Origin of the sequence: Bilifractor sp. LCP21S3_F8 (assembly GCF_052117805.1) — a bacterium.
In the GTDB taxonomy this organism is placed as follows: Bacteria; Bacillota; Clostridia; order Lachnospirales; family Lachnospiraceae; genus Bilifractor.
This window is the reverse complement of the sequence record NZ_JBQKIK010000017.1, coordinates 19,367-41,067: the sequence shown is the minus strand read 5'-3', so window position 1 is coordinate 41,067 and position 21,701 is coordinate 19,367. Positions and strand designations below refer to the sequence as shown.

The window sequence follows — 21,701 nt, the reverse complement described above, 5'->3', positions numbered from 1 at the left end:
CTTAAATCCGGAAGCCGGAAATTTCTGATGCCTATATTCTGGATAATTCCCCCGGTCCGGGCAGATCTGAATTTCCCGGTGACATCAGCGCCGGAATCCTCACGCACACACAAGTGCCTTCTCCATACACACTCTCCACCGTGACCCCGTATTCCGGACCGTATCGCAGTTGGATCCGCTGCTGTACATTGGCAACTCCGAACCCATGATCGGATTCATCCCTGGCCTGCCCGGAAATCAGCTCACGCATATGCTCCAGCTCCTCAGGTTTCATGCCAATGCCATCATCCTTTACGGTGAAGACAAGATCACCGCCATCCTTCTCCCCCATGACAAGAATGTGACCCATTGCGCGGCGGTTTTTAATACCGTGATACAGCGCATTTTCCACGATCGGCTGCAGCATCAGCCGCATCATATAGTAACCGCCGATCTCCTCCGGAATTTTGATCTCGTAACTCAGGATATCCTGATAGCGAAACTGCTGAATCTCCAGGTAGCTTCTGGTGTGGCTTTCTTCATCCCTTACCGTGATCCAGTCTCTCCCCTTCGATAGACCGGTCCGGAAAAATGTCGACAGCGAACTCACCATCTTCACCGCAAGCGCGTTTTCCCCTGCCTCTGCCAGCCACATGATGGCATCCAGCGAATTATACAGAAAATGCGGATTGACCTGCTCCTGCAGAAGCTTCAGCTCGAGATCCCGCATCTGGCGCTCATCCCGGTGTATATTTTCCACGAGGAGCGAAATCTCCCTGACCATATCGTTAAAGCTGTCCGCCAGCACGTCGATTTCATCGTGAGAATTGGATTCAAAACGAACGGAAAAATTTCCTCCGGAGAACTTCTTCGTTGCCTTCACCAGTCCGAAAATGGGATCTGTGATCTTATGAGTCATCCACCGGGAAAAGGACACCGTCGCCGCAAAAGCAAACACAATCAGCACGACGATGATCCAGGTAAGCACACGCACGCTGCGTGCAATTTTCTCGCGGGACTGCTCCATAAGCACCGCTTCCCGATAGATATACTTCTGGATATTCTCCTGAATCATATCTGTCATGACATAAATATCCGTCTTCAGAATCTCAATATTGTCGTCATAATGACCTCCCTCACGGATATTGTCCGCAACCTCATCGACGCATTTTTCCAGATTATCAAGAACACGAAAAATCATATCCAGATTATTCTCAACTTCTGAATCATCATTGTCGGCGGAGAGGCTCTTGAAATGGCTTCGCATATCATCGATCAGATAATATGGATTATCCGCATTCTTCTCCTTAATGATCTTATCCCAGTCATTGGCCTCCACTATGAGATAATACATGGTACTGTTCATGTTTTTCTCCCAGTCGAGATTATAACTGTTGACTGCCGTAATGTTCTGTACGCTTCTGTCATACCGGGTGTATATCATATTCAGCAGAACCAGACAGACAACGGACAGTGCCGTCAGCGGGATCGTAATAACGAGTATGATTCTCCAGATCCTGCGTAAAATACTGGTTCTTTTCTCGGTAACGCCTTCCGCCGTTTTCACAAAAGTCCCCCTCTTCTGCCTGTTCCCCTGCCCATCCCGCGCATACGTCTGTTTTGCGTTCATTGCTCCTCAGCCTCTGTCACGCGGCTCCGATACTCCTTCGGCGTCATATCCAGTGTCTTCTTGAAAATATAATAGAAATAATGAGCATCGCTGTATCCCACCTTTGTGCCGATCTCCGCGCTCGTGAGGTCCGTGGTCTTCATCAGTTTTTTTGCCTGATCCATCCGCAATCCGGTCAGATACTCGATAAAGGTATGTCCTGTCTTCTGGCTGAACATATGGCTCAGATAATTTGACGAAACGCCGATTGCGCCTGCCACCTTTCCCAGTGAAAGGTCGTTCTCGCAAAAATGCTTCTTGATATATTTCTGTGCTTCCTGCGTAAGCGAAAGAGACTGTGTTTCCGAATACTTGTCCCGGAGCGCCAGCGTCGCCGAAAAGCACTGCTTCAGCTGACTTTCCGCCTCTTCCATGGAGGCCGAAAACGCCTGCGAATAATAAGAGCCGCAGGCTTCCTCAATCTCATCCTTTGTGCACCCGCAGTTTCCCAGAAAGCCGGCGCAGATGAGATATACATCCATCATGATATACTGACGGAAAAGCAGAGACGAAAGATTCCGGATCCCGATATTTTTCACGATCGTGTCACAGAATACATCGATGTCATCGACGTCTCCGCTTGCCAGAAAATTATGAATGTATGTCCTGTCCATCTGCCAGAACTCCACAGCGTCACGGTCCGACAGACTTCCCCGGCCGCTGTCCCGGCTCTCAGAACCCTGCTGTCTCGAAGACGTATCCCTGTCATAGACAAATTCACGCCCCTCATCATACAGGAAGCGCTGCGCGAACATCCGGCCGGCCAGATGATAGGAATCGGCAATCTCACTGATATGTTCTACAACCGGTCCTGTAGAAGTAAAATAAATGTATCCATCCGCATCCGCCATGCCCCGTCTGATCGTCTCCATCACGGAAGCCCGGTTCTGCCCCATCGAATCCGCATCCGATCCGGTAACCAGTATGCACACAGATCCGCCCACCTGCTCACAGCAGAAAACATCCCGCAGCGCATCCAGCATATCCATCACACCGTCGCCCGGATTGTTCCTTCGGCCAGCCCGCCTGTCCTGGCTCACCAGACACTGAAACAGAATGATCTGATAGAACGCTGCCGAAAGACGGATACCCAGCTCATGACTCATTTCCATCAGGCGCGTCATAGAATATCGTCCGCTGATCACATTTTTCAGGAAAGCAGAACGTTCCAGCCGGATACGCTCCTCATGTTCCTTTTCATAAATCGCGCGATAGTTTTCCCTCTCCCGCTCCGCAGCAATATCGGTCCCGATTTTTTTCATCGTCTCCAGAAGCTTTGCGCCTGTCACCGGCTTCAAGAGATATTCCGTCACCCCGATACTGATTGCTTCCCTTGCATAGGAAAAATCGTCATAACCACTCAGAATGATGATTCTCGTGTGCGGAAGACTGCTGCACACCAGTCTGGAGAGTTCCAGTCCGTCCATAAACGGCATACGGATATCGGTGATCAGAATATCCGGTCTGCTCTGCATGATCATCGGATATGCCTTTTCTCCGTCACCTGCCTCACCGGTCAGCTCAAATCCCTCCTGCTCCCAGTTTATCGTTTTTCGGATTGCCTCACGGATAATATACTCGTCTTCCACCAGAAATACCTTCAGCATATCGCACGCCTCCTGTACGGCACAAACTCCCTCTATTAAAACACATCCTGCAGCTGTCGTCATCCCCGCGACCATACATGCATTATGAACGAATCCGACAGCGAACACCCCTTGGAACAATGATGGTCTTGCTTCCATATGCACATCATGAACCAATCCGTCAGCGAACACCCCTTGGAACAGTGATGGTCTTGCTTCCATATGCACATCATGAACGAATCCCTCACACTTCGAACCTGTTTATTATACAACACGTCCGGATCCGTTGCTCCCCATAAACGGATCAACGGATCCGGGACATATCAAAGGTACTCTGACTGCGTTCTGATTCGAGATCACAAAGAGATTCAGACAGAGCGGAAAACTCTGCCTGAATCTCCAATATACCTGCTGTCACACTCAATTTTCTCTTCGCCTCTTGATGTAGGCAAAAATAGCCTGCAGCAGAATGAAAACGCAGAGAAGCGCTGCCGTCATGATGTTCGCCCAGCTCGACAGGAGCTTTCCGTTCGTCATGACCAGGGAGTTGATCGTACCTGTGATCATTACGCCAATCAGCGTCCCCCATACATTGCCGAAACCTCCGGTAAGCAGCGTGCCGCCGATAACCGCGGCAGCGATGGCATCCATCTCAAATCCCTTCGCCTGCTGCACCGAACCGGTCATCGTGTTCAGACAGTACAGAATGGAACCAATGGAACAGAGCACAGAAGAAAGAATATACGCCTCCATCTTCGTCTTCCGGACATTCAGTCCCATCATCCTGGCACTGCTCTCGTTTCCTCCGACCGCATAGAGCACACGCCCGAACTTGGTATACTTCAGAACAAAAAAGATAACAAACACAACGGCAAGCGCGATGATCACCGTAGGACGGATGAACGGCGCGATCATCTTCTTTTTCCCCATGTAACCCAGGAAGGATGGAAGCAGGATCTTCGCATTTGCCCAGCCGTAAAACAGGCTGCTTGCGTCCTTCGTAATCGGAACCTGTTCTGTGTTGATCACGGCTGTCATTCCTCTTCCGAAGAACATGCCTGCCATCGTTACGATAAACGGCTGAATATCCAGATAACCGATCAGGAATCCCTGCACACAGCCCCACACCACGCCGACAATCATCACCAGTACGACAAGCAGAACCGCATTCATATGCTTATTTGCCATACCATCGGCAAGAATCATGCAATTCATCGCAATCAGGGAGCCGACAGAGATATCGATACCGCCCGTAAGCATGACACAGGTCATGCCGGAAGCCACACAGATCAGACCGGCATTGGTAATGAACAGATTCAGAAAAGTCTGAAAATGAGTAAATCCTTTTCCTGCGTAAATCACGCATCCGATGGCGTACATGCCGATAAACAATAGTATCGTAATAAACAGAAGCAGATTGTTGCTGTTGATTGCCTTTTTCTTTCTCACACTCTGAATTTGTCCAGCCATCATTCTGCCTCCTTTCCTGCCTCAGCTCTTTTTGTCCTGCGCATCGCAGACCATTCCTTGAAAACCGGAGACTGGATCACAACGATGATCACAATGATCACAGCCATAATCGCCGGAGACTGGTCTGTAGAAACGCCCATCGCAAGCAGCGTCGTCATAATGGCCTGGATTGTGTAGGCGCCGACAATAGATCCCGCCAGATTAAATTTTCCGCCGGCAAGGCTGTTCCCGCCGAGAGCGACGGCCAGAATGGAATACATCTCATTATTCAGGCCGATATTATTCGAATCCGCCGAATAAATTCTGGAAGAAGCAATCATACCGGCAACCCCTGCGCAGAGACCGCAGATCGCATAACAGATGAAGCAGATCTTATCCGAGTTGATACCGCAGATCCTTGAAGCCCGGCTGTTGATGCCGACTGACTGAATATATGTCTCCAGCGCTGTTTTTCTGAGAACCAGCTGTGCTGCGGCAATCACGATGATCGTCACGATGATCGGCGTCGGTATGGGAACACCCGGAAGGAAATTTCCCAGATACTGATACGGCTCATATCGGATATAGATAATCTGATTGTTGCACAGAAGCAGGCCAATAGCACGTGCAGCCGTGAACAGAATCAGAGTCGCCACCATCGGCTGAATCTTCAGTTTGGCAACCATCGCGCCGTTGACACAGCCGCTTCCGAGGCCGAACAGCATACCAACGATGATTCCTACGGCAATCGGGGCCACAATACCCGTAACCGAGGTATTTCCGTAACCTGCCAGCACCATGCAGCCTCCGCAGGCCGCCAGTGACATAACTGATCCGACCGAGATATCGGTTCCGGCGGAAACAGCGACAACGAGCGTCTGTCCTACTGCAAGAATAGCGATTTCACTTCCGCGGTTCAGCACATCAATCAATCTTCCGTACAGCACGCCGTTCTTGATTGCTATCGCAAAAAAAGACGGATCCTTGAACAGGTTGATCAAAAGCACCAGGATCAGCATCAGGATCGGCATGAAGAGCGGATGTTTTCTCAATTTTTTCCAGATATTCATTCCGTTTCACCTCCAGCGATCGCACCCATGACGCTCTCCTGCGTCAGTTCAACTTCATTGGAATCCAGTTCCCCTACCTTGTGACCGTCACGCATAATCAGAATCCGGGAGCAGGTTCGCAGCATTTCATCGATTTCCGAAGAAATAAAAATAACGCTCATGCCCTGCGAAGCGAGCTGCAGAACCAGCTTCTGAATCTCTGTTTTTGTACCGATATCAATACCTCTAGTCGGCTCATCCAGAATCAGAAACTTCGGATTCGTCGCCAGCCAGCGCGCCAGAATCACCTTCTGCTGATTGCCGCCCGAGAGCTGACTGATCAGCGTTTCACGGGAGGCTGTTTTGATCTGAAGCATCTTGATATATTTGTCTGCAATCTCATTCTGCTTCGCCGTCGGAATCCGGTGAAACACTCCTGCCCTTGCCTGCAGTGCGATACAGATATTTTCACGGATCGACAGGCCGGCGATGCAGCCATCCAGCTTTCGATCATCCGGCAGATAGCCCATACCCGCCCGAATAGAGTCCAGCGGCGTATGGATCTTCAGGGTCTTCCCATCCATCTCCGCATATCCGGTCTGTGAGTTGTCTATTCCGTAGATGCACCGCACCAGCTCGCTTCGTCCGCTCCCGAGAAGCCCTGCCAGCCCGACAACCTCTCCTTTTCGAATTGAAAAATCAAACGGCTTGATTGTCCCGCGATGACTCAGATTCTCCGCCTTATAGAGGATTTCATCCGAGACAGTATGTTCTCCTTCCTTGCGGATGGAGGCGAGATCATCAAAGTCCTTGCCCAGCATCGCGGCCACGAGCTTTACCCTCGGCAGTTCAGCCACCGAGTAATCCCCGACAAATCCGCCGTTTCTCATAACGGTGATTCTGTCGCACACCTCATAAACCTGCTCCAGAAAATGTGTGACAAATATGATGCCAACACCTTTTTTCTTCAGCGTACGCATCATATCAAACAGTTTTTCCACCTCGTGGTCATCGAGAGATGAGGTCGGCTCATCGAGAATCAAAACCTTTGCGTCCATGTCGACCGCACGGACAATCGCAACCATCTGCTGAATGGCAATGGAATAGTTTTCCAGCGTTCTGGTTACGTCTACCTCGATCTTCATGCGTTCCATAAGATTCTTCGCCTTACGGTTCATTGTCCGCCAGTCGATGGTATTCAGCTTTGTTCTCGGCTCACGTCCGATATAAAGATTTTCTGCAACAGAAAGATTCGGACAGAGATTGACTTCCTGATATACTGTCGCGATACCGATCTTCTGGGCATCCATCGTCGAATGGCAGTGAACATTGCCTTCGACGCCTTTCACATACACATCGCCGCTGTCCCTTTCATACACACCTGTCAGGCACTTGATAATTGTAGACTTGCCGGCGCCGTTTTCTCCCATCAGCGCATGGATTTCTCCGCTCCGCAGCGTAAGCGAGGCATGATCAAGTGCTACAACGCCCGGAAAGGTTTTGACGATGTTCTTCATTTCCACAAGAACATTTTCTTCCATAGTGATCCGCTCTCCTGTTATCCCAATTGTTATCCCGATGCAATTGTCTTCCGGCTGATCCCTTTCGTCACGCGCGTCATGCACACAAACGCGATTGCAGAAGGGATTTCCGCCAGCCTGAAGTCCTGTCTCGCGCGCGTCATGCACACAAAGGATATGATGGCATGTCATTCCACGCAAAAGGGCTGCTGCTCGAAAAGCGACAGCCCTTCCAGAATTCAGCTGGTGCAACTGCCGGACTTCTTAAAGTCCGTACGTCTGACCATCAGTATCCTGCATCTACGATGCTCTGATCAACTACAATGATATCCTCTGTGACATCCTTGCCTGCTGCGTTGGTGTAACTTACACTCTTAACCGTATCATCATGTGCGTACCACGGCTCAGCCATGTAGGTCTTTTCCGGAACATCTTTGCCTGCTGCAAGCTCAGATACGATCTTTGCGCAGTCAGGTCCCTGCAGCGGGTTGCACTGGAAGTCTGCGTTGATATCGCCGTCAAGAACCATCTGAAGTCCTGCCTTGCATGCATCAAACGAGATGACAATGACATCACCGTCAACACCGTAGGAAACACCTGCTGCTTTCATCGCATCTACAGCGCCGAACGCCTCGTTATCATTCTGACATACTACAACATTGAACTTTCCTTCGTAGGACTTGCAGTAGGACTCCATAACCTTCTGGCCGCCGTCCTGTGTGAAATCTCCGGTCTGCTCATCCAGCTTGTTCCATCCCTCAGATTCTACATACTGATCAAAGCCCTCGCTTCGTCCGATCTGTGCTGAAGATCCGGTTGTTCCGGAGATAACAAGGATATTGAGATCCTTAAGACCCTTTGCCTCTGCATAAGCCTTCAGCCATGCTCCTGCCGCAAGGCCTTCGTTCTTCGTCTCTGTTCCGATCCATGCTGTATATTTATCGGAATCATCGATCGTACGGTCAATGACGATAACCGGAATATCTGCATCCTGAGCCTCTGTCAGAACAGTGTCCCATCCGGTTGCGACAATCGGGTCAATAATGATGTAATCAACCTGCTGCTGAATGAAGTTTCTGACCGACTCAAGCTGTGCCTCGGAGTCATTGTCGCAGTCAACAAACTGAAGATCAAAGCCATTTGCCTCAGAGAAGGCTTCCTTGACGGAATTCGTCGAAGCGGTACGCCAGTCTGACTCATGTCCTACCTGAGAAAATCCTACGGTAATCAGGTCTCCGTCCGTATTTCCCGCGTCAGCGGAAATCGAACTTGCCAGTTCCTCCATATCCTCTGAAGAATCTGCCGCTGCCGCTTCTTCTGAAGATGCTGAAGATGCCTCAGATGACTCTGATTTTGCCGACGTTGCTGAACTCGCAGAAGATCCACATGCCGCAAGTCCTGTGGCCATTACCATGGCAATGATAGTTGCTACGACTTTTCTTTTCATTTTTTTCCCTCCCTTGAAAGAACAATGAAATAAATTTTTGACACCCCCGTGTCAATGCTCTTGATGCCTATATCATAGCCAAGGTATCTTGTCTGGTAAATTCAATATTTTTTTGAAAATGTTGTCAAACTACCTGATTTTATCCGCAAAAAAAAACAAGAAATCGCATCTCCGGCACAAATTTTCATACCGTGAGTACGATTTCTTATTCCGCATGTTTGTTTTATTGTATAAGCTCTTCGAAAACGCAGACAGGATCGTCGCACGCGAAGCGCGCGTAAGAGACTGGATGCGATTTCGAAGGCAACAGGTATGAGCACGAAGTGACGCGTAAGCGGCGCGGAAGTGCGAATGCCTGTTGGATTGCGGGAGTGCGAAGCACGGAGCAATCCGTAGCTTATACAATATGTAGTGCACCGCTTGCGGGGCATATATAAGCTCTTCGAAAACGCAGACAGGATCCAGGTTTAGTCCATCACCTTCCACGGCTTCCACCGCAGAAAATCCCCTGACACCAGATGATACTGCCTCCCGCGATATTCTCCCTGTATGCTGTCATGGAACCGGCTCTCCCCATGACAGTGCGCGTAAATCACCTGCTCCGCGCCATATTCTTCCGCCATATCCGTAAATCCGCTTCGTTCCTCCAGAATATTTGTCGGCGGATAATGGAGGAACATGATAAACTTCCGGTAGCCGTCTTCTTTCGCCAGCTCAAAGGATTTTCTCAGACGCTTCAGCTCCCGGTCCACCAGCTTTTTCGCATGCTCCTCCGCCTCCTCGTCCCATCCCGCGATTCTCCCGCGGCGGTCCACATAAAAGGGTCCTTCAAAAGTGAATCCCTTTGTCCCGACAAGCGCATAGTCCCGGTACGTCTCATAATTATCCTGAAGAAAGGCAAGCTGTGGCTGATATCTTTCATTCAGCTGCCCGGTTTTCTTTGCATCCCAGAACATATCGTGATTGCCGCGGGTCAGGATCTTGCGGCCGGGAAGATCACAGATATACTGAAGATCCTCTTCACATTGCGCAAGATTCTTTCCCCAGCTGTGATCTCCGACCAGAACAAGCGTATCCTCGTCCGTCATCAGCTGTGTGCAGTTTTTTTTGAATTTTTCCTCGTGCTTCTTCCATACACGGTCATGCAGCTGTCCGGGCGCCTTCAGCTCAGACTGAAAATGAAGATGCAGATCTCCAATCGCATATAAAGCCATACGCAGAAAATTGCCTCCTTCCTCCTTCAGGCATATGGTAATTTTTACCGGTTAAATTTTCATACACCTTTTCCAGAAGCCCCGAAGTGATTTTCGTCACAGCGGGGCTATGTGAGGTATCGATATTCATTGTTCTGAAGAGCGTAAACGGAGCAGCGGCAAACATGTTCCAGGCAAATGCCCTCGGAAAATATCTAAAACTCCGATTTTTCCAAACATGCAAGGAGGTGTCTTCCGTGGTACCAGAGTACCGTTGGATCAAATGCACCCAGCGCTGCCACACCGGTATACCCCATCAGCTCTTTCAGCTGTCTGTTCATCTGCTGCAGCTTTTCCCTCACAGCCGGTGTCCCGTTTTTCAGCAGCCCCGGCAGGATGGCACGCCCGGTCGAAACAGCATCAGCTCCCAGCGCCATGAGTTTGTATGCATCTCTTCCATCATCCACGGAACAGTCCGCGAAAATCTTCATTTTCCCTGAGACTTTCCTGATATCAGGAAGTATCATCGCCGGCGGTACGGCAAATGGCAGTCTGCCGTGATGATGACTGACTACGATTGCATCCACGCCTGCCTTCTCACAGATGGCGGCATCCTTTATGCTGAGGACTCCCTTGGCAACAAACGGAACTCCCAATTCATGTGCAGTCTCTGCAAATCCTTCCATATCCTGATCCGTCAGTGTGCCCATTTTTTCGCCATCGACCACATCTACATTTCCATCATTTCCGATGCTGTGATCGATATCAATGCCAACCGCAAATGCCTGATGTTTCACCGCGAAGGCCATCTGTCTCCTGATCTTTTCATGATCGGCAAAAGGCTTGATGATGCGAATTGTATCAGCGCCGACTGCGGCAATGTCCGCATAATCCGCGTCGGACTCCATGCCGACCCAGTTGACGAGTCCCAGATCCTTTGCCGCCTGCGCATACTCTTCCATTGGCCGGTGATCGAGCCCTGCCTTGTTTAAATGCGAAAATGCCGGCATCATGATCGGAGATGTAAATTTCCGCCCCCAAAGCATCATCGAGATATCTGCCGTATGCGTTCCGATAATGCGCTCTTCTATGAGAATTTCATCCAAAAAATGCCTTGTGTGCCAGCTTGCGTTCGATGCATCTTTTGGCAGCGCCGGAATAAGCCCCTCCGGCCCCGGCCAGTTTGCTTCTTTTTCCATCTGTCAGCCTCCATACTATAAAAAAAGATCAGGAACGGTCTTTCCGGGAAATCCCTACCGCACAATGAATACAGAGCAGCTGATGATGGCACTGTATCATAAAGACATCTGCACGTGCCCGGAATGCTCCGGACATATGATCCGCCTTCCCAGAGGTATGCCCGCAGTCATGCTGCCGCCCATCTCAGGGAGTCTCTAAGCGCGGTGTGCTGAATATCTGGTCATCCAGGCCGCCCGGACAGGACGGCCTTAAAGGCGTGCCTGTCTTTTCTGAATGTTGCCTGCATCTCTCTTTCAAAGTTCATTTTCATCCTGAATTAGAGTGTGTCGGGACACATTAAAACCGCATAATGTGACGCGTGACTTGGTTCAAAAGAAAAGTACGAAATCCGGGGCCTGACGAATATCTCAGGCTCCGCCTTTTTGAGTCCGGACTTCGAACTTTTCTAACTTATTGCTTTAAACATTATCTGTTCTGCATACACTTCTTCGTTCTGAACAGAAATTGAAATGACTTTTCCGCACCACGGGCATTTGATTTCCATCTCGCCTTTTGTGTCTGGTGACAAATCAAACAACCGCTTATTATTACAACATGGGCATCCAACATGAATAGCTTTCTGATTCACTTATTGCACCTCCCGTATTGCTTTATTTAGGTTCAATTCTCGGCTTAATAGAAAGAATCTTCGGACCAGCGTCAAGAGTTCCGGGCTTTAATCCCATCAGATCTTCCATATCCCGCGTATTCAACCATATACCCGCATCACGGAAAGCTCTGACAAGCTCTCTTGCGTTCAAGTATCCGCCATCAAAAAGCACATCTATTGCACCTTGGAAAATAGTACTGTTAAGATTCCCCGGAACATCACCCGGTTCGTGTGTTCTCCAGCCTTTCTGTGAAATCTGGCGCATCATGTACTGAAACTGATTTACGCTGATAATATCAAGCTGCCTTGCCCTGTACATCATTGCCTGCATCGAAACACCCCATTTCTTCTTGAGTGAACGATAGAATTCTATATTCGTGGCATATGGGCTTACCATTTTTCCGAATGATTCTCTCGGAAGCAGGAACGCGCTTGCAAACATATTAGCCTGCCGTTCAATAGCATTGAATTCTTCACGATTCAAATCTTCATTGCTCTCATCCCAATTGTGCATCATAATATGGCCGAGTTCATGTGCCATATCAAAGCGGAGCCTTTCTCTTGGCTTTTTCCCAAGTGCAAGAGCAACAATGTACACAGAATCCCCGTTCTTCACATGCACCTTCTGACTGAAAGCGTCGATTTTATCGTCAACATTACGGAATCCAGTCACAACAATGCCGTTGGATTCCAGAAGAAACTGCATATTTTCAATCGGACCGTTTCCAACTCCCCAGGCCTTTCTTAACGATAGTGTCAGCTTTTCTATTTTCTCCTGCATCTCCTCCGGTTCAGCATTGACAACGTCGTCAGCATCAGCATATATTCCCATGGGAAGAGTGAGATGAAGAGCGGGAAAATCCACATAATTCAGTAAAATTTCATACATTTTTGCTGTGTATTCAAGCTTCTTCTCCTGCGCATTCTGTTCTTTCTTTTTTGCAGCAGCCTGAGACCTGAAATACGTATTAGTCGTTACTGTTGTGCATTTGTCTTCTGACAGGAAATATTCTGACGGAAAATCAAGATTCTTGGCAATTTTCTGAACATTCTCATAAGGCGGCACATTTTCTTCGTTTGCATATAGTGACAGTGACTGCCTGCTTATGCCGGTTTCCCTGGAAAGATCCGCCATTTTCTTTCCCCGAAACTGCAGTGCGTCGCGTAGACGCTGACCGTTAAATTTCATTATATTCATATTCATCAAACGGGCAGCTTAAGCCCGTTTTTCCTCCTGTCCTTTTGCCGTAACAAGCCCGTCCTGTTTTGGAGTAACATTGGTTTTCTGCTTTGGAGCCTTCACTGTCACAAGGCTGCGTACATCATTCTGTATTGTTTCTTCATCGTTGAACTCTGCAGTCAGATCGCCAAAGTCAGGTTTCAGGAATCTGCCAAGCGAATATTCCTTAGCGGTAGCAAGATTTCTGTCAATCAATTTTGCGGCGATATATGTAACATCTGAGCCAGATGTCTCATAAACTACTACCAGATGCTTATAACCGTCTTCGGCAAGGACATCTTCCCCCATGATAGTCTTAAAATCATCGGCATACACATCACTGCTGAATTGTGACATCCCAGGGAAAAGAGTCATCTGCTCATAGATCGGCTCCACATCCGCATTCTCGACATTAGCAATAGTCATCTGATAATGCGGACTTGTCCGATCCTTTTTTCTCGGAATAGCATCAAATGTTTGCTTAGTACAGATGGCAATAGTCACCTTATGTTCGCGGTCAATAAGAATCCGGCCTTCCCAGGCATATCTCTTGAAAGTTTTCAGCTCAACTGTATCCGAAGCTACAAAGTTTCTGAGATTAGTGTTAATCTTGTCCCCACGTACCAGCTTCAGCGCGTTATGCGTCTCGTCTGGATTGTCTGCAAGATAGTCGCGGATGTCAGGACCTACACCCTTTACTACAGCCGCAGTAATTTTCTCGAACAGCTTGTCCATATTGCTAAAATTGAAAGATCCCGACATAATGACCTCCGAATCATAAATCTTTGTGCATTGAAAAGTGAATCATAGTATGTCACGACGCATTAAAAGCCGACTGACATAAAGTATTTTACCATGTCAGTCGTCTTTTGTAAAGTTATGCACCGTTTAAATTAGAACTTGTAAATTAAAATATGCTAAAACGCTATTTTAGTCAATTAATGTTGAATCTGTTTGTCGGGTTTGTCAATCCGATTAAATGCTGCTTTAATTTTCCAAATTCAAAACCTCTATATCTATCGTTGTTTCCGAAAGATAGCAATCAAACACCTTGTGAGCCGGCAGAAGACGGACAGCTATATTTTCAAGCCCAAGCGCATGGAGCATTCTAAGTTCTGCATATCCCTTGTCTATATATTCATCTTTTTCTGTCGGAAAAAGGAAGCAGTTTCTCACCTTCGTTAATCCGTGTTTCTGCATAAAGTCCTTGTATGCAAGCTGGTAAAGATACTGTTTCGTTATTGACTCAATTCCAGGCTGTCCCCGCAGAGCATCTTTTTCCATATAAAGGTTATAGTATTTAGCATCAAATATGATAAAGCAGTCTTCGGAAATCGTAATGAGATCAGGTATCAGGGTATCACTTGCAGTATGACTGTATACATCTCCGGAAGCCTGTGCCGCGGTCCATACTGGCTTCTCTATAATTTCAATGAGTTTCTTTCTGGCTAGCGGCTTATAGTCTTCATCCAGTGGTAAAGGCAATGGGAGATTCCTTAGTTCTGCCTGCAGCATATTGTTGAAAACCGCCGCGCATACCTTTTCCCACACGAGATTGAATGAGTTCGTTCCGAACAAGCTGACACCATCATCCATTTCCGCAACACGCCTGTCTGCAGCAATATATGCATACATCGTTTTCAGCAGAATCTGTTTGCGAGTATTGAACTGCACAGAAAGCTCGCTGATGATACGGTCGAGAATATAATCCGTATCTCCAAAATCGGACACTTCATCATCTGTAAGTTCAAGAGGTTCAATATCAAAAAGCTCTGTCAGCTGCGCTTCCTTCAGCTGTTTTGAACACTCCGTCAGCACCGCCTGATGCAGCCGGTGAAAGTAGTCTGTTTCATCATTCACTGTCCGCCTTGTGAATAATTCCATGTAATATGGCCGTCCGTTGCTTATAACCGGAAAGCATTCATCAATCGTTCTTCCCCAGAGAATATTTCCCTCGCCATTAACCTCGATAACATTCTCATTGTTGCTGTAAAGACCATATTCATAATAATCATTCAGCAGAAACAGAATCACAGCCAGAAGATTGAAGCTTCTGCTCTCGGCATCACCATTAAAAAGATTTATAATCTGCTCTTCGGAGCGGTTGTATTTTGAGATTACACGCATTACCTGCTTCATCTCGGCAAGCGACTGTCCGTTAGAGAAAATGTATTTCGGATAGCATTTGAGAACACGGTCTCCGACCATTATTACACCGACGAACGTAAAGACATACAGATATGTACTGTCGTCAACCTCAACATCGGCTACTTCAACATCTTCCTCCAGAAGATCCGACATGTTCTTCTGAAATTCGGATGCTTTTACGCTCTTCAACACGCCGAACTGCTTGAGTCTGCGTATGACTGGCACGGTTTTTTCTTCGGAGCAATGTAAAATATGGGCAAGTTCCGCCTGCGTGTACCTTTTTTGTTCTTTTACATACTCCGATATCATTCTTCAGATGCTCCATCCGGATCTGTCTGGGCATATCCATTATGAGCAAGACAGCAAAGCAGACCCCCGGCGAGGAGAACGCCTTCCGGCAGCTGAGACTTAATCAATAGGTGAAGCAGGCCGTCCGGTGCTCCGCTTGATGATGGATAACATCTTCATCCGCCGTGACCCTGCAGGAAACATCAAGGCTGATAAGGAGAAATCAACGGAGAAAATCGACGGCGCGGTCGCCATGATCATGGGGCTTGACCGGGCGATCCGCTGCGGAAATGACAGCGGCGAATCGTTTTACGATGACCGAGGAATTCTATTTTTGTAATCATATGATTGCATTTGTATTTGCTTTGTGCTAGTATGAAATCAGAAAAGGAGGTGTTCTTATGGCAAACACACTTGTTCAATTCCGTACAGACGAAACCGAGCGAACCGAGGCAACTCAAATTTTAGATCAGCTGGGTCTGGACATGCCATCCTATCTGAGAATGTGTGTCTCCAGACTGGTCAGAGATCGGGGCATCCCTTTCAGCATGAAAATTGATGAGGCATCTGAAAACAAGGGCGTCTCTGCTATGAAGCGTGCCAGCCGGATTGCGGAAGAAAATGGTATCTCGGATATGACGCTTGATGAAATCAATGCCGAAATAGCAGAAGCCAGAAAGTGAGGTGTCTGTGAAATATTTTGCAGTGATTGATACCAACGTTCTGGTTTCCGCAGCACTAAAATGGAAATCCGTCCCCGGAAGCATAGTAAACCTGACGTTCAATGACGTAATTGTTCCTCTGGTAAATAAAGAAATTCTTGAAGAATACCGTTCTGTTCTTTTACGACCGAAGTTTCATCTTACAGAGAAAATTGTCCAAGATATCATCGATGAGTTTGTTTCTCATGCACTGGATATTTCTGAAGAACACCTGGATATTGATCTTCCGGATTCGAAAGACAGAGTGTTCTACGAAGTTACGATGCAGGCCAGAAAAGATGAAGATGCATATCTCGTAACCGGAAATATCAAGCATTTTCCTATAAAACCATATATAGTAACTCCAAGGCAAATGCTTGATATTATACTGAATGCCACAAATGATAACGAATAAGAACTTTTACCAGCACCAATCCATATCACGGATCGGTGCTTTTCTTATGTCATTTTTAGGAGAAATCAGATGAGAGTATTTTTGAAGCTATTTACAAGAGATAAGCCCAGGGATTCAACGAACGGCTCCGGCTTTCGCTACTACTTCGGCGGCACAACTTCCGGCAATACGGTAACGGAACGGTCTGCATGCTGATTCCCACTGTATAATCGTCTAAAGCCCTGTACTCTTATTTTTGACCTTGCACCCTTTTTCTCTGCTGCTACACATTAACAAATGGCAATACCCTCTCACTTTTTTCTGCGGTCTCTGAGTTCTATATAAGTGAGCAACGCACCCCTCAATTCCTCACTGAATCCGTCAAGATCCGTGGCAGAAATTGCCCCTTCGTCCAAAAGATTCATCGGAATAAATTTCATATTGTGCAGCGGCATCACATGCAATCAATCATCTTCGTCACCTTCACCGAGTCCATAGTTAAGGAACTCATTATATCTCGCGTTGGCTGTCTCCGCCTCTTTCTTCGCGATCCACCGCTCACGGTCGCTCATGATTGCCAGCATCTCATCAGCGATTTCCTCCGCTGTCCGCGGCTTTGCGGCATACAGATATGCCGTCATGCGGCGCATGGTCTTTTCCGATCCGAGATTCTTTGCAATCGCCTTGCCGAATTCTTCCGGGTATCCCATATGAATGATTGTCTCAGGCAGCTCGCGATAAGCCGCTTTCCATGATTCTATCACGACGCTCGCCGCACACGAATACTTCGCATTCGGCTGCGGCTCACTGTTCGCGTAAATAAAAATCCAGCCCGAGAAGGCTGGAAAAAACGGGATCAATGTTCATCAGGAACGCAGATATATGATATGCATATGCCCGTCAGCATCGTAGACAATCTGGCTTTCTACATGATAGACTTCCCTGATCATTTGTGTCGTGAGTACTTCTTCCGGCGTTCCGCTGGCCAGGATCTGTCCGTTACGCAGAACATAAAGTCTGTCGCAGAACATGGCTGCCATATTCAGGTCATGAATCGCGGAGATGACAGTAATATTCAGGCTTTTAACAATATCCAAAAGCTCCAGTTGATAGGTAATGTCCAGATGGTTGGTCGGCTCGTCCAGGATGAGGCACGGCGTTTTCTGCGCCAGTGCCCTGGCAAGAATCACTCTCTGCTGTTCTCCTCCAGAAAGAGTGGAAAAACTTCTGTCCGCCATAGAAAGCATATTTACCTTTTCTAACGCTTCCCTCACAATCCGATAATCCTCCGCGTTATCTCTCTCAAAGGCAGATTTATGCGGTGCTCTTCCCATCAGGACTACCTGCGTGACAGAAAAATCAAAGTTATAATAATTATGCTGTGCCACCACAGCCATTTCACGGGCAGACTGTTTATAGGACAGGTGCGCGATATCCTTCTGATTGATATAAACAGCCCCCTGATCTGGTTTCAAAACCCGGTAAATACATTTCAGCAGAGTAGATTTTCCGCTTCCGTTGGGTCCGATCAGTCCGATGAACTCCTGGTTTTCCGCTTTAAAACTGACAGAACTAAGGATTTCTCTGACTCCGTAGGAAAGCCCGATATCTTTTACGCTTACATCCATTACTGACTGCCTCCAAAACCATAGGATTTGCTCGCCATCAGATAAATAAAGCACGGCGCTCCGATCATGGAAATCAATATTCCAATCGGCATTTCAGAATTTGGAAGGATCACCCGGCATGCCACATCTGCCCAGATCAGAAAAACAGCGCCGACCAGTGCCGTCACCGGAATCAGTCTCCTGTGGTCTGTGCCGAAAAACATCCGTACCACATGTGGTACAATCAATCCCACAAACCCGATGGTTCCCGCGGAATACACCGCAATACCTATCATCAGAGAAGCCAGAACCATATACCAGCTCCGGATTTTCTGAAGATTTGTTCCAAGAGTAATCGACGTCTCGTCTCCCAGAAGCATCAGATTCAGATTTCTGGATTGTGTCCAGAATACAATGACTCCGGCAAGCACAATCGGAAGAATCCCGGGTACATCAGACCAGCTGGCGCCTCCCAGACTTCCCATCATCCAGAACGTAATTTGTGCCGTAGCATCCTTGTTATTAGCAAGATAGATAAAAAAGCTGGAGAAGGCGGAGCAGACTGCACTGACTGCCATACCGGCCAGAATCATTTTCCCTGCATTGGACGGACCGCCTGTATTCGCGATAAATAAAACGGCAAAAGAAGTCAGCATGGCTCCTAAAAAAGCCATAGCTCCTACCGCTCCGGCTCCGAAAAAAGATCCGGCTCCAAAAAGGATTGCCAGCGTGGCTCCCATCTCAGCGCCTGAGGATATACCAAGCACATAGGGATCCGCCAGGGGATTTTTTACAATCGCCTGCATGACCGCGCCACAGACAGAAAGCGCCATCCCCACGGCAATGGCAAGCATGACGCGGGGAAAGCGGATCAGCCATACAACATCGTGAACGGCTCCTGTATGGTAGGCATCAAATTTCCGGATGTGAAAAAGCTCCCGTAATACCACCTTATATACATCGGCAACTGAAATATCGGCATTACCGAAAGTAATGGATATCAGGACAGAAGCGGCCAGCAGCACGGCAAGAATAAGAACCGTCATTCCATATGCCGCAGCTGAAACCGGATGCTGTTCTGTATCTCTTTTTTTTCTCTTACGCACGTTCCTGTCACCTGCTTAAAAACTGAATCCGGCATCGGGATAAAGGCCCTTGGCAAAGGTTTCAATTCCATCCTGTGTCCTGGTTGCCGCAGCGTACATCTCGCTCAGCATTATCGGAACAACCCGTCCATTCTTCACCGCGGACAGGCTCTGAAAAGTCTTATCATCATTGAAGACCGCCAGCTTCTCATCCTGGATTGTCTGCGGATCATCTCCGGAATATGGCATATACACAACAAAAATAACATCCGGATCGGCTGCGATGATATCTTCCTTTCCCACTTCAGATGCATCCGGATTTGCCAGCTCTGCCCCCAGCTGCGTCACCATGTCGCCTCCAAGCGAATCCGCCCCGTAATTGGTGAATGTATCGTCATTGGATTCCAGAATCATAACCGAAGGCTTTTCCTGCTGGCTCCCTGCCTGAGCAAGCACATCTGCTATTGTACTTTTCATTTTATTAACGATAGCTTCTGCCCTGTCCTGAACATCAAAAATAATTCCAAGGTTGAGGATGTCCTGATACTCATTTTCCAGTGTCCGGGGGCTGTCATTACGGGCAGTATTGGAATTGATGTAAACATTGGTTCCCTTGTTGATCCAGTCCATCGTATCGCCCAGTGTTTTTTCCTGGAACAGAGACCCCCAGGACAAAATCATATCCGGTTCCAGCATCGTAACCGTTTCTTTGGAAGGAGTGAACTCATCCAGGTAATTCAGACTGTCAAAGGCGGCTTTCATGCTGTCCGGAACGGCATTGTCCAGTCCCGCAGCCGCTACGATGTGATCCTGAAGTCCCAGAGCAAGCAGTGTTTCTATACTGCCCTGATAGACGGCCAGAACCTTCTCCGGTGCTTTCTCGTAGGTGGTTTCGATCGCCTTTCCGTCCGAACCATATGTCTTAATTGTTACAGGATACTGCGTGTGTTTGGATGTTGCTTCCGCAGAAGATGACGTAACAACGGTCTCCTGTTCCGATACCTGGGATCCGGAAACAGCGTTTTCTGAAGATCCTACCTCCTGTTCCTTGGAAGCTGAAGTGACATTCGCTGCCACAGAAGAGGATGCGGCACTTTGTCCGGAATCTCCCGAAGAGGAGCCTCCTCCGCATCCGGCAATCCCTAATGCCAGACCGGATGACAGCATGACAGCCACAATCTGTTTCCATACTTTGTTTTTCATTTCCTTGATTCCTTTCTAACTGGAAATATGATGATTTGATTGAAGAGTATAATTACGGCATAAAAAAAACCGTTTTCCAACGAAAACGGCACAAAACAGCAATCAAAAACAAACCGGATTCTCTGCCCCGGTGTTTTGTCTCACAAGTTCTTTTTGTAATAACATTATCTGCCGTAACCGTTATTTACAAACTGCAAGCAGGCTTCCTGACTTATGGCCATATTCTGTACCGCCTTCCCAGGCACCCGGCCCAGTGGCATTCTGGCACAAAAAACCAATTACAGTTGCGGGACAGTACAGGATTCTCACCTGTTTTCCTTTTCGGAATTCTCCGCACTTGCAGTCGCTAATGGAAAACATTCTAACATATTCCAGTGAACGCAACAAGTATTTTCAAGAAAACCAACATCTCACTTCAGATTGTAATCATTTTCCCGGATTTCTTCGCGGCTCACCACACGGCTACAAATGTAAGGTCACTTCATATTATCAAAAATCACGAGAATGCAGCGGCATCACATGCAATCAATCATCTTCGTCACCTTCACCGAATCCATAGTTAAGAAACTCATTATATCTGGCGTTGGCTGTCTCCGCCTCTTTCTTCGCGATCCACCGCTCACGGTCGCTCATGATTGCCAGCATCTCATCAGCGATTTCCTCCGCTGTCCGCGGCTTTGCGGCATACAGATATGCCGTCATGCGGCGCATGGTCTTTTCCGATCCGAGATTCTTCGCGATTGCCTTGCCGAATTCTTCCGGGTAGCCCATATGGATGATTGTCTCAAGCAGCTCGCGATAAGCCGCTTTCCATGATTCCGGCGCACTCATATAATAACCCCCGCGAGATGGTCGCACTCATGCTGGATGATCTGTGCCGTCCATCCGGAACAGCTCTGACGGCGCCTCTTCCAGCTGCTGTCATAGTATTCGACTTCGATATTCTGATACCGCGTGGTCTTCCGGACACCGGGCAGTGACAGACAGCCTTCTTCCGTCTCATACGGTGTGTCTTTTTTCACAATGACAGGGTTATACATCACGACATTCATGAAGCCCATGTTGACAATGATGATTCTTTTCTTTACACCAATCATATTTGCCGCCATGCCGACGCAGTGATCCTGGTTCGCCTGCAGGGTATCCATGAGATCCTGTCCGACGGACAGATCCTGCCTCGTTGCTGCCTCAGATTTCTGTCCGAGGAAAAATACATCTTTAACTATCGGTCTAATCATTCAACATCTCCCGTACTGTAATATAATTGTTATTAAAAATTATTTTTTAATTGTAACGTATTATGGGTTAAAAGCCA

Annotated in this window: 20 protein-coding genes, 1 pseudogene and 1 riboswitch; of the genes and pseudogenes, 4 read left to right on the top strand and 17 right to left on the bottom strand. The window is 47.8% G+C overall.

Annotated features, from left to right (window positions below; translation table 11 throughout):
• Nucleotides 1-31: 31 nt before the first annotated feature.
• The 11 genes from ACTQ3A_RS08995 to ACTQ3A_RS08945 all read right to left on the bottom strand — a co-directional run bounded on the left by ACTQ3A_RS08995 (nt 32) and on the right by ACTQ3A_RS08945 (nt 15,333).
• Nucleotides 32-1,609: a sensor histidine kinase gene (locus ACTQ3A_RS08995; protein ID WP_441494645.1), complete on the bottom strand. Its 1,578-nt coding sequence runs from the start codon at nt 1,607-1,609 to the stop codon at nt 32-34.
• Nucleotides 1,606-3,255 (bottom strand): response regulator, encoded by a 1,650-nt coding sequence (locus ACTQ3A_RS08990; protein ID WP_441494644.1) that lies wholly within the window; start codon nt 3,253-3,255, stop codon nt 1,606-1,608. Before ACTQ3A_RS08990 ends, ACTQ3A_RS08995 begins: the two co-directional genes overlap by 4 nt.
• Before the next feature lie 399 nt (nt 3,256-3,654).
• The gene (locus ACTQ3A_RS08985) at nt 3,655-4,704 is read right to left on the bottom strand and encodes an ABC transporter permease subunit (protein WP_441099415.1); all 1,050 of its coding nucleotides are present in this window, start codon (nt 4,702-4,704) and stop codon (nt 3,655-3,657) included.
• Nucleotides 4,704-5,753 (bottom strand): ABC transporter permease, encoded by a 1,050-nt coding sequence (locus ACTQ3A_RS08980; RefSeq protein ID WP_441099414.1) that lies wholly within the window; start codon nt 5,751-5,753, stop codon nt 4,704-4,706. Before ACTQ3A_RS08980 ends, ACTQ3A_RS08985 begins: the two co-directional genes overlap by 1 nt.
• Nucleotides 5,750-7,273 carry a sugar ABC transporter ATP-binding protein gene (locus ACTQ3A_RS08975; RefSeq protein WP_441494643.1) on the bottom strand — a complete coding sequence of 508 codons (1,524 nt, stop codon included), beginning with the start codon at nt 7,271-7,273 and terminating at the stop codon, nt 5,750-5,752. Before ACTQ3A_RS08975 ends, ACTQ3A_RS08980 begins: the two co-directional genes overlap by 4 nt.
• Nucleotides 7,274-7,538: 265 nt before the next feature.
• Nucleotides 7,539-8,699, bottom strand: a complete 1,161-nt coding sequence (locus ACTQ3A_RS08970) for an ABC transporter substrate-binding protein (protein WP_441099412.1) — start codon at nt 8,697-8,699, stop codon at nt 7,539-7,541.
• A gap of 467 nt (nt 8,700-9,166) precedes the next feature.
• Nucleotides 9,167-9,913 (bottom strand): metallophosphoesterase, encoded by a 747-nt coding sequence (locus ACTQ3A_RS08965; protein WP_441099411.1) that lies wholly within the window; start codon nt 9,911-9,913, stop codon nt 9,167-9,169.
• Between the two features lie 194 nt (nt 9,914-10,107).
• Nucleotides 10,108-11,091: an alpha-hydroxy-acid oxidizing protein gene (locus tag ACTQ3A_RS08960; RefSeq protein ID WP_441099410.1), complete on the bottom strand. Its 984-nt coding sequence runs from the start codon at nt 11,089-11,091 to the stop codon at nt 10,108-10,110.
• Nucleotides 11,092-11,742: 651 nt separating this feature from the next.
• A complete protein-coding gene (locus tag ACTQ3A_RS08955; RefSeq protein WP_441099409.1) occupies nt 11,743-12,930 on the bottom strand; it encodes an XRE family transcriptional regulator in 1,188 nt (395 codons plus the stop codon).
• A 27-nt stretch (nt 12,931-12,957) separates the two neighbouring features.
• Nucleotides 12,958-13,722 carry a DUF5986 family protein gene (locus ACTQ3A_RS08950; RefSeq protein WP_441099408.1) on the bottom strand — a complete coding sequence of 255 codons (765 nt, stop codon included), beginning with the start codon at nt 13,720-13,722 and terminating at the stop codon, nt 12,958-12,960.
• A 225-nt stretch (nt 13,723-13,947) separates the two neighbouring features.
• The gene (locus tag ACTQ3A_RS08945) at nt 13,948-15,333 is read right to left on the bottom strand and encodes an LlaJI family restriction endonuclease (protein WP_441495297.1); all 1,386 of its coding nucleotides are present in this window, start codon (nt 15,331-15,333) and stop codon (nt 13,948-13,950) included.
• 202 nt (nt 15,334-15,535) lie between these two features.
• On the opposite strand from ACTQ3A_RS08945, the pseudogene ACTQ3A_RS08940 reads away from it, so the two are divergent.
• The 4 genes and pseudogenes from ACTQ3A_RS08940 to ACTQ3A_RS08925 all read left to right on the top strand — a co-directional run.
• Nucleotides 15,536-15,736 (top strand): annotated as a pseudogene (locus tag ACTQ3A_RS08940) (terminase TerL endonuclease subunit); the annotation flags it as partial.
• 61 nt (nt 15,737-15,797) lie between these two features.
• Nucleotides 15,798-16,079 (top strand): type II toxin-antitoxin system RelB/DinJ family antitoxin, encoded by a 282-nt coding sequence (locus ACTQ3A_RS08935; protein ID WP_441099407.1) that lies wholly within the window; start codon nt 15,798-15,800, stop codon nt 16,077-16,079.
• 7 nt (nt 16,080-16,086) lie between these two features.
• Nucleotides 16,087-16,512, top strand: coding sequence for a putative toxin-antitoxin system toxin component, PIN family (locus ACTQ3A_RS08930; protein ID WP_441099406.1), 426 nt, complete (start codon nt 16,087-16,089; stop codon nt 16,510-16,512).
• A 69-nt stretch (nt 16,513-16,581) separates the two neighbouring features.
• Entirely contained in the window at nt 16,582-16,707 is a 126-nt protein-coding gene (locus tag ACTQ3A_RS08925) for a hypothetical protein (RefSeq protein WP_441099405.1), read from the top strand.
• A gap of 248 nt (nt 16,708-16,955) precedes the next feature.
• Here the strand turns inward: ACTQ3A_RS08925 and ACTQ3A_RS08920 are convergent, their stop codons facing one another.
• The 6 genes from ACTQ3A_RS08920 to ACTQ3A_RS08895 all read right to left on the bottom strand — a co-directional run bounded on the left by ACTQ3A_RS08920 (nt 16,956) and on the right by ACTQ3A_RS08895 (nt 21,624).
• Entirely contained in the window at nt 16,956-17,255 is a 300-nt protein-coding gene (locus ACTQ3A_RS08920; RefSeq protein WP_441099404.1) for a hypothetical protein, read from the bottom strand.
• 102 nt (nt 17,256-17,357) lie between these two features.
• Nucleotides 17,358-18,119 carry an ABC transporter ATP-binding protein gene (locus ACTQ3A_RS08915; protein WP_441099403.1) on the bottom strand — a complete coding sequence of 254 codons (762 nt, stop codon included), beginning with the start codon at nt 18,117-18,119 and terminating at the stop codon, nt 17,358-17,360.
• On the bottom strand, nt 18,119-19,204 hold the full coding sequence (locus ACTQ3A_RS08910; RefSeq protein WP_441099402.1) for a FecCD family ABC transporter permease: 1,086 nt from the start codon (nt 19,202-19,204) through the stop codon (nt 18,119-18,121). Before ACTQ3A_RS08910 ends, ACTQ3A_RS08915 begins: the two co-directional genes overlap by 1 nt.
• A gap of 15 nt (nt 19,205-19,219) precedes the next feature.
• Complete coding sequence (locus tag ACTQ3A_RS08905; RefSeq protein ID WP_441494641.1) at nt 19,220-20,386, bottom strand: ABC transporter substrate-binding protein; 1,167 nt, start codon at nt 20,384-20,386, stop codon at nt 19,220-19,222.
• A 179-nt stretch (nt 20,387-20,565) separates the two neighbouring features.
• Nucleotides 20,566-20,742: riboswitch (cobalamin riboswitch) on the bottom strand.
• A 169-nt stretch (nt 20,743-20,911) separates the two neighbouring features.
• Nucleotides 20,912-21,217, bottom strand: a complete 306-nt coding sequence (locus ACTQ3A_RS08900) for a hypothetical protein (protein WP_441099400.1) — start codon at nt 21,215-21,217, stop codon at nt 20,912-20,914.
• Complete coding sequence (locus ACTQ3A_RS08895; protein WP_441494640.1) at nt 21,214-21,624, bottom strand: peptide deformylase; 411 nt, start codon at nt 21,622-21,624, stop codon at nt 21,214-21,216. The genes ACTQ3A_RS08900 and ACTQ3A_RS08895 overlap by 4 nt, the downstream gene beginning before the upstream one ends.
• Between the last annotated feature and the right edge of the window lie 77 nt (nt 21,625-21,701).

Excerpts from the sequence above, each read along its gene's own strand:
- ACTQ3A_RS08995 (WP_441494645.1), bottom strand. The coding sequence starts at position 1,609 with ATGAACGCAAAACAGACGTATGCGCGGGATGGGCAGGGGAACAGGCAG.
- ACTQ3A_RS08990 (WP_441494644.1), bottom strand. The coding sequence starts at position 3,255 with ATGCTGAAGGTATTTCTGGTGGAAGACGAGTATATTATCCGTGAGGCA.
- ACTQ3A_RS08985 (WP_441099415.1), bottom strand. The coding sequence starts at position 4,704 with ATGGCTGGACAAATTCAGAGTGTGAGAAAGAAAAAGGCAATCAACAGC.
- ACTQ3A_RS08980 (WP_441099414.1), bottom strand. The coding sequence starts at position 5,753 with ATGAATATCTGGAAAAAATTGAGAAAACATCCGCTCTTCATGCCGATC.
- ACTQ3A_RS08975 (WP_441494643.1), bottom strand. The coding sequence starts at position 7,273 with ATGGAAGAAAATGTTCTTGTGGAAATGAAGAACATCGTCAAAACCTTT.
- ACTQ3A_RS08970 (WP_441099412.1), bottom strand. The coding sequence starts at position 8,699 with ATGAAAAGAAAAGTCGTAGCAACTATCATTGCCATGGTAATGGCCACA.
- ACTQ3A_RS08965 (WP_441099411.1), bottom strand. The coding sequence starts at position 9,913 with ATGGCTTTATATGCGATTGGAGATCTGCATCTTCATTTTCAGTCTGAG.
- ACTQ3A_RS08960 (WP_441099410.1), bottom strand. The coding sequence starts at position 11,091 with ATGGAAAAAGAAGCAAACTGGCCGGGGCCGGAGGGGCTTATTCCGGCG.
- ACTQ3A_RS08955 (WP_441099409.1), bottom strand. The coding sequence starts at position 12,930 with ATGAAATTTAACGGTCAGCGTCTACGCGACGCACTGCAGTTTCGGGGA.
- ACTQ3A_RS08950 (WP_441099408.1), bottom strand. The coding sequence starts at position 13,722 with ATGTCGGGATCTTTCAATTTTAGCAATATGGACAAGCTGTTCGAGAAA.
- ACTQ3A_RS08935 (WP_441099407.1), top strand. The coding sequence starts at position 15,798 with ATGGCAAACACACTTGTTCAATTCCGTACAGACGAAACCGAGCGAACC.
- ACTQ3A_RS08925 (WP_441099405.1), top strand. The coding sequence starts at position 16,582 with ATGAGAGTATTTTTGAAGCTATTTACAAGAGATAAGCCCAGGGATTCA.
- ACTQ3A_RS08915 (WP_441099403.1), bottom strand. The coding sequence starts at position 18,119 with ATGGATGTAAGCGTAAAAGATATCGGGCTTTCCTACGGAGTCAGAGAA.
- ACTQ3A_RS08905 (WP_441494641.1), bottom strand. The coding sequence starts at position 20,386 with ATGAAAAACAAAGTATGGAAACAGATTGTGGCTGTCATGCTGTCATCC.
- ACTQ3A_RS08900 (WP_441099400.1), bottom strand. The coding sequence starts at position 21,217 with ATGAGTGCGCCGGAATCATGGAAAGCGGCTTATCGCGAGCTGCTTGAG.
- ACTQ3A_RS08895 (WP_441494640.1), bottom strand. The coding sequence starts at position 21,624 with ATGATTAGACCGATAGTTAAAGATGTATTTTTCCTCGGACAGAAATCT.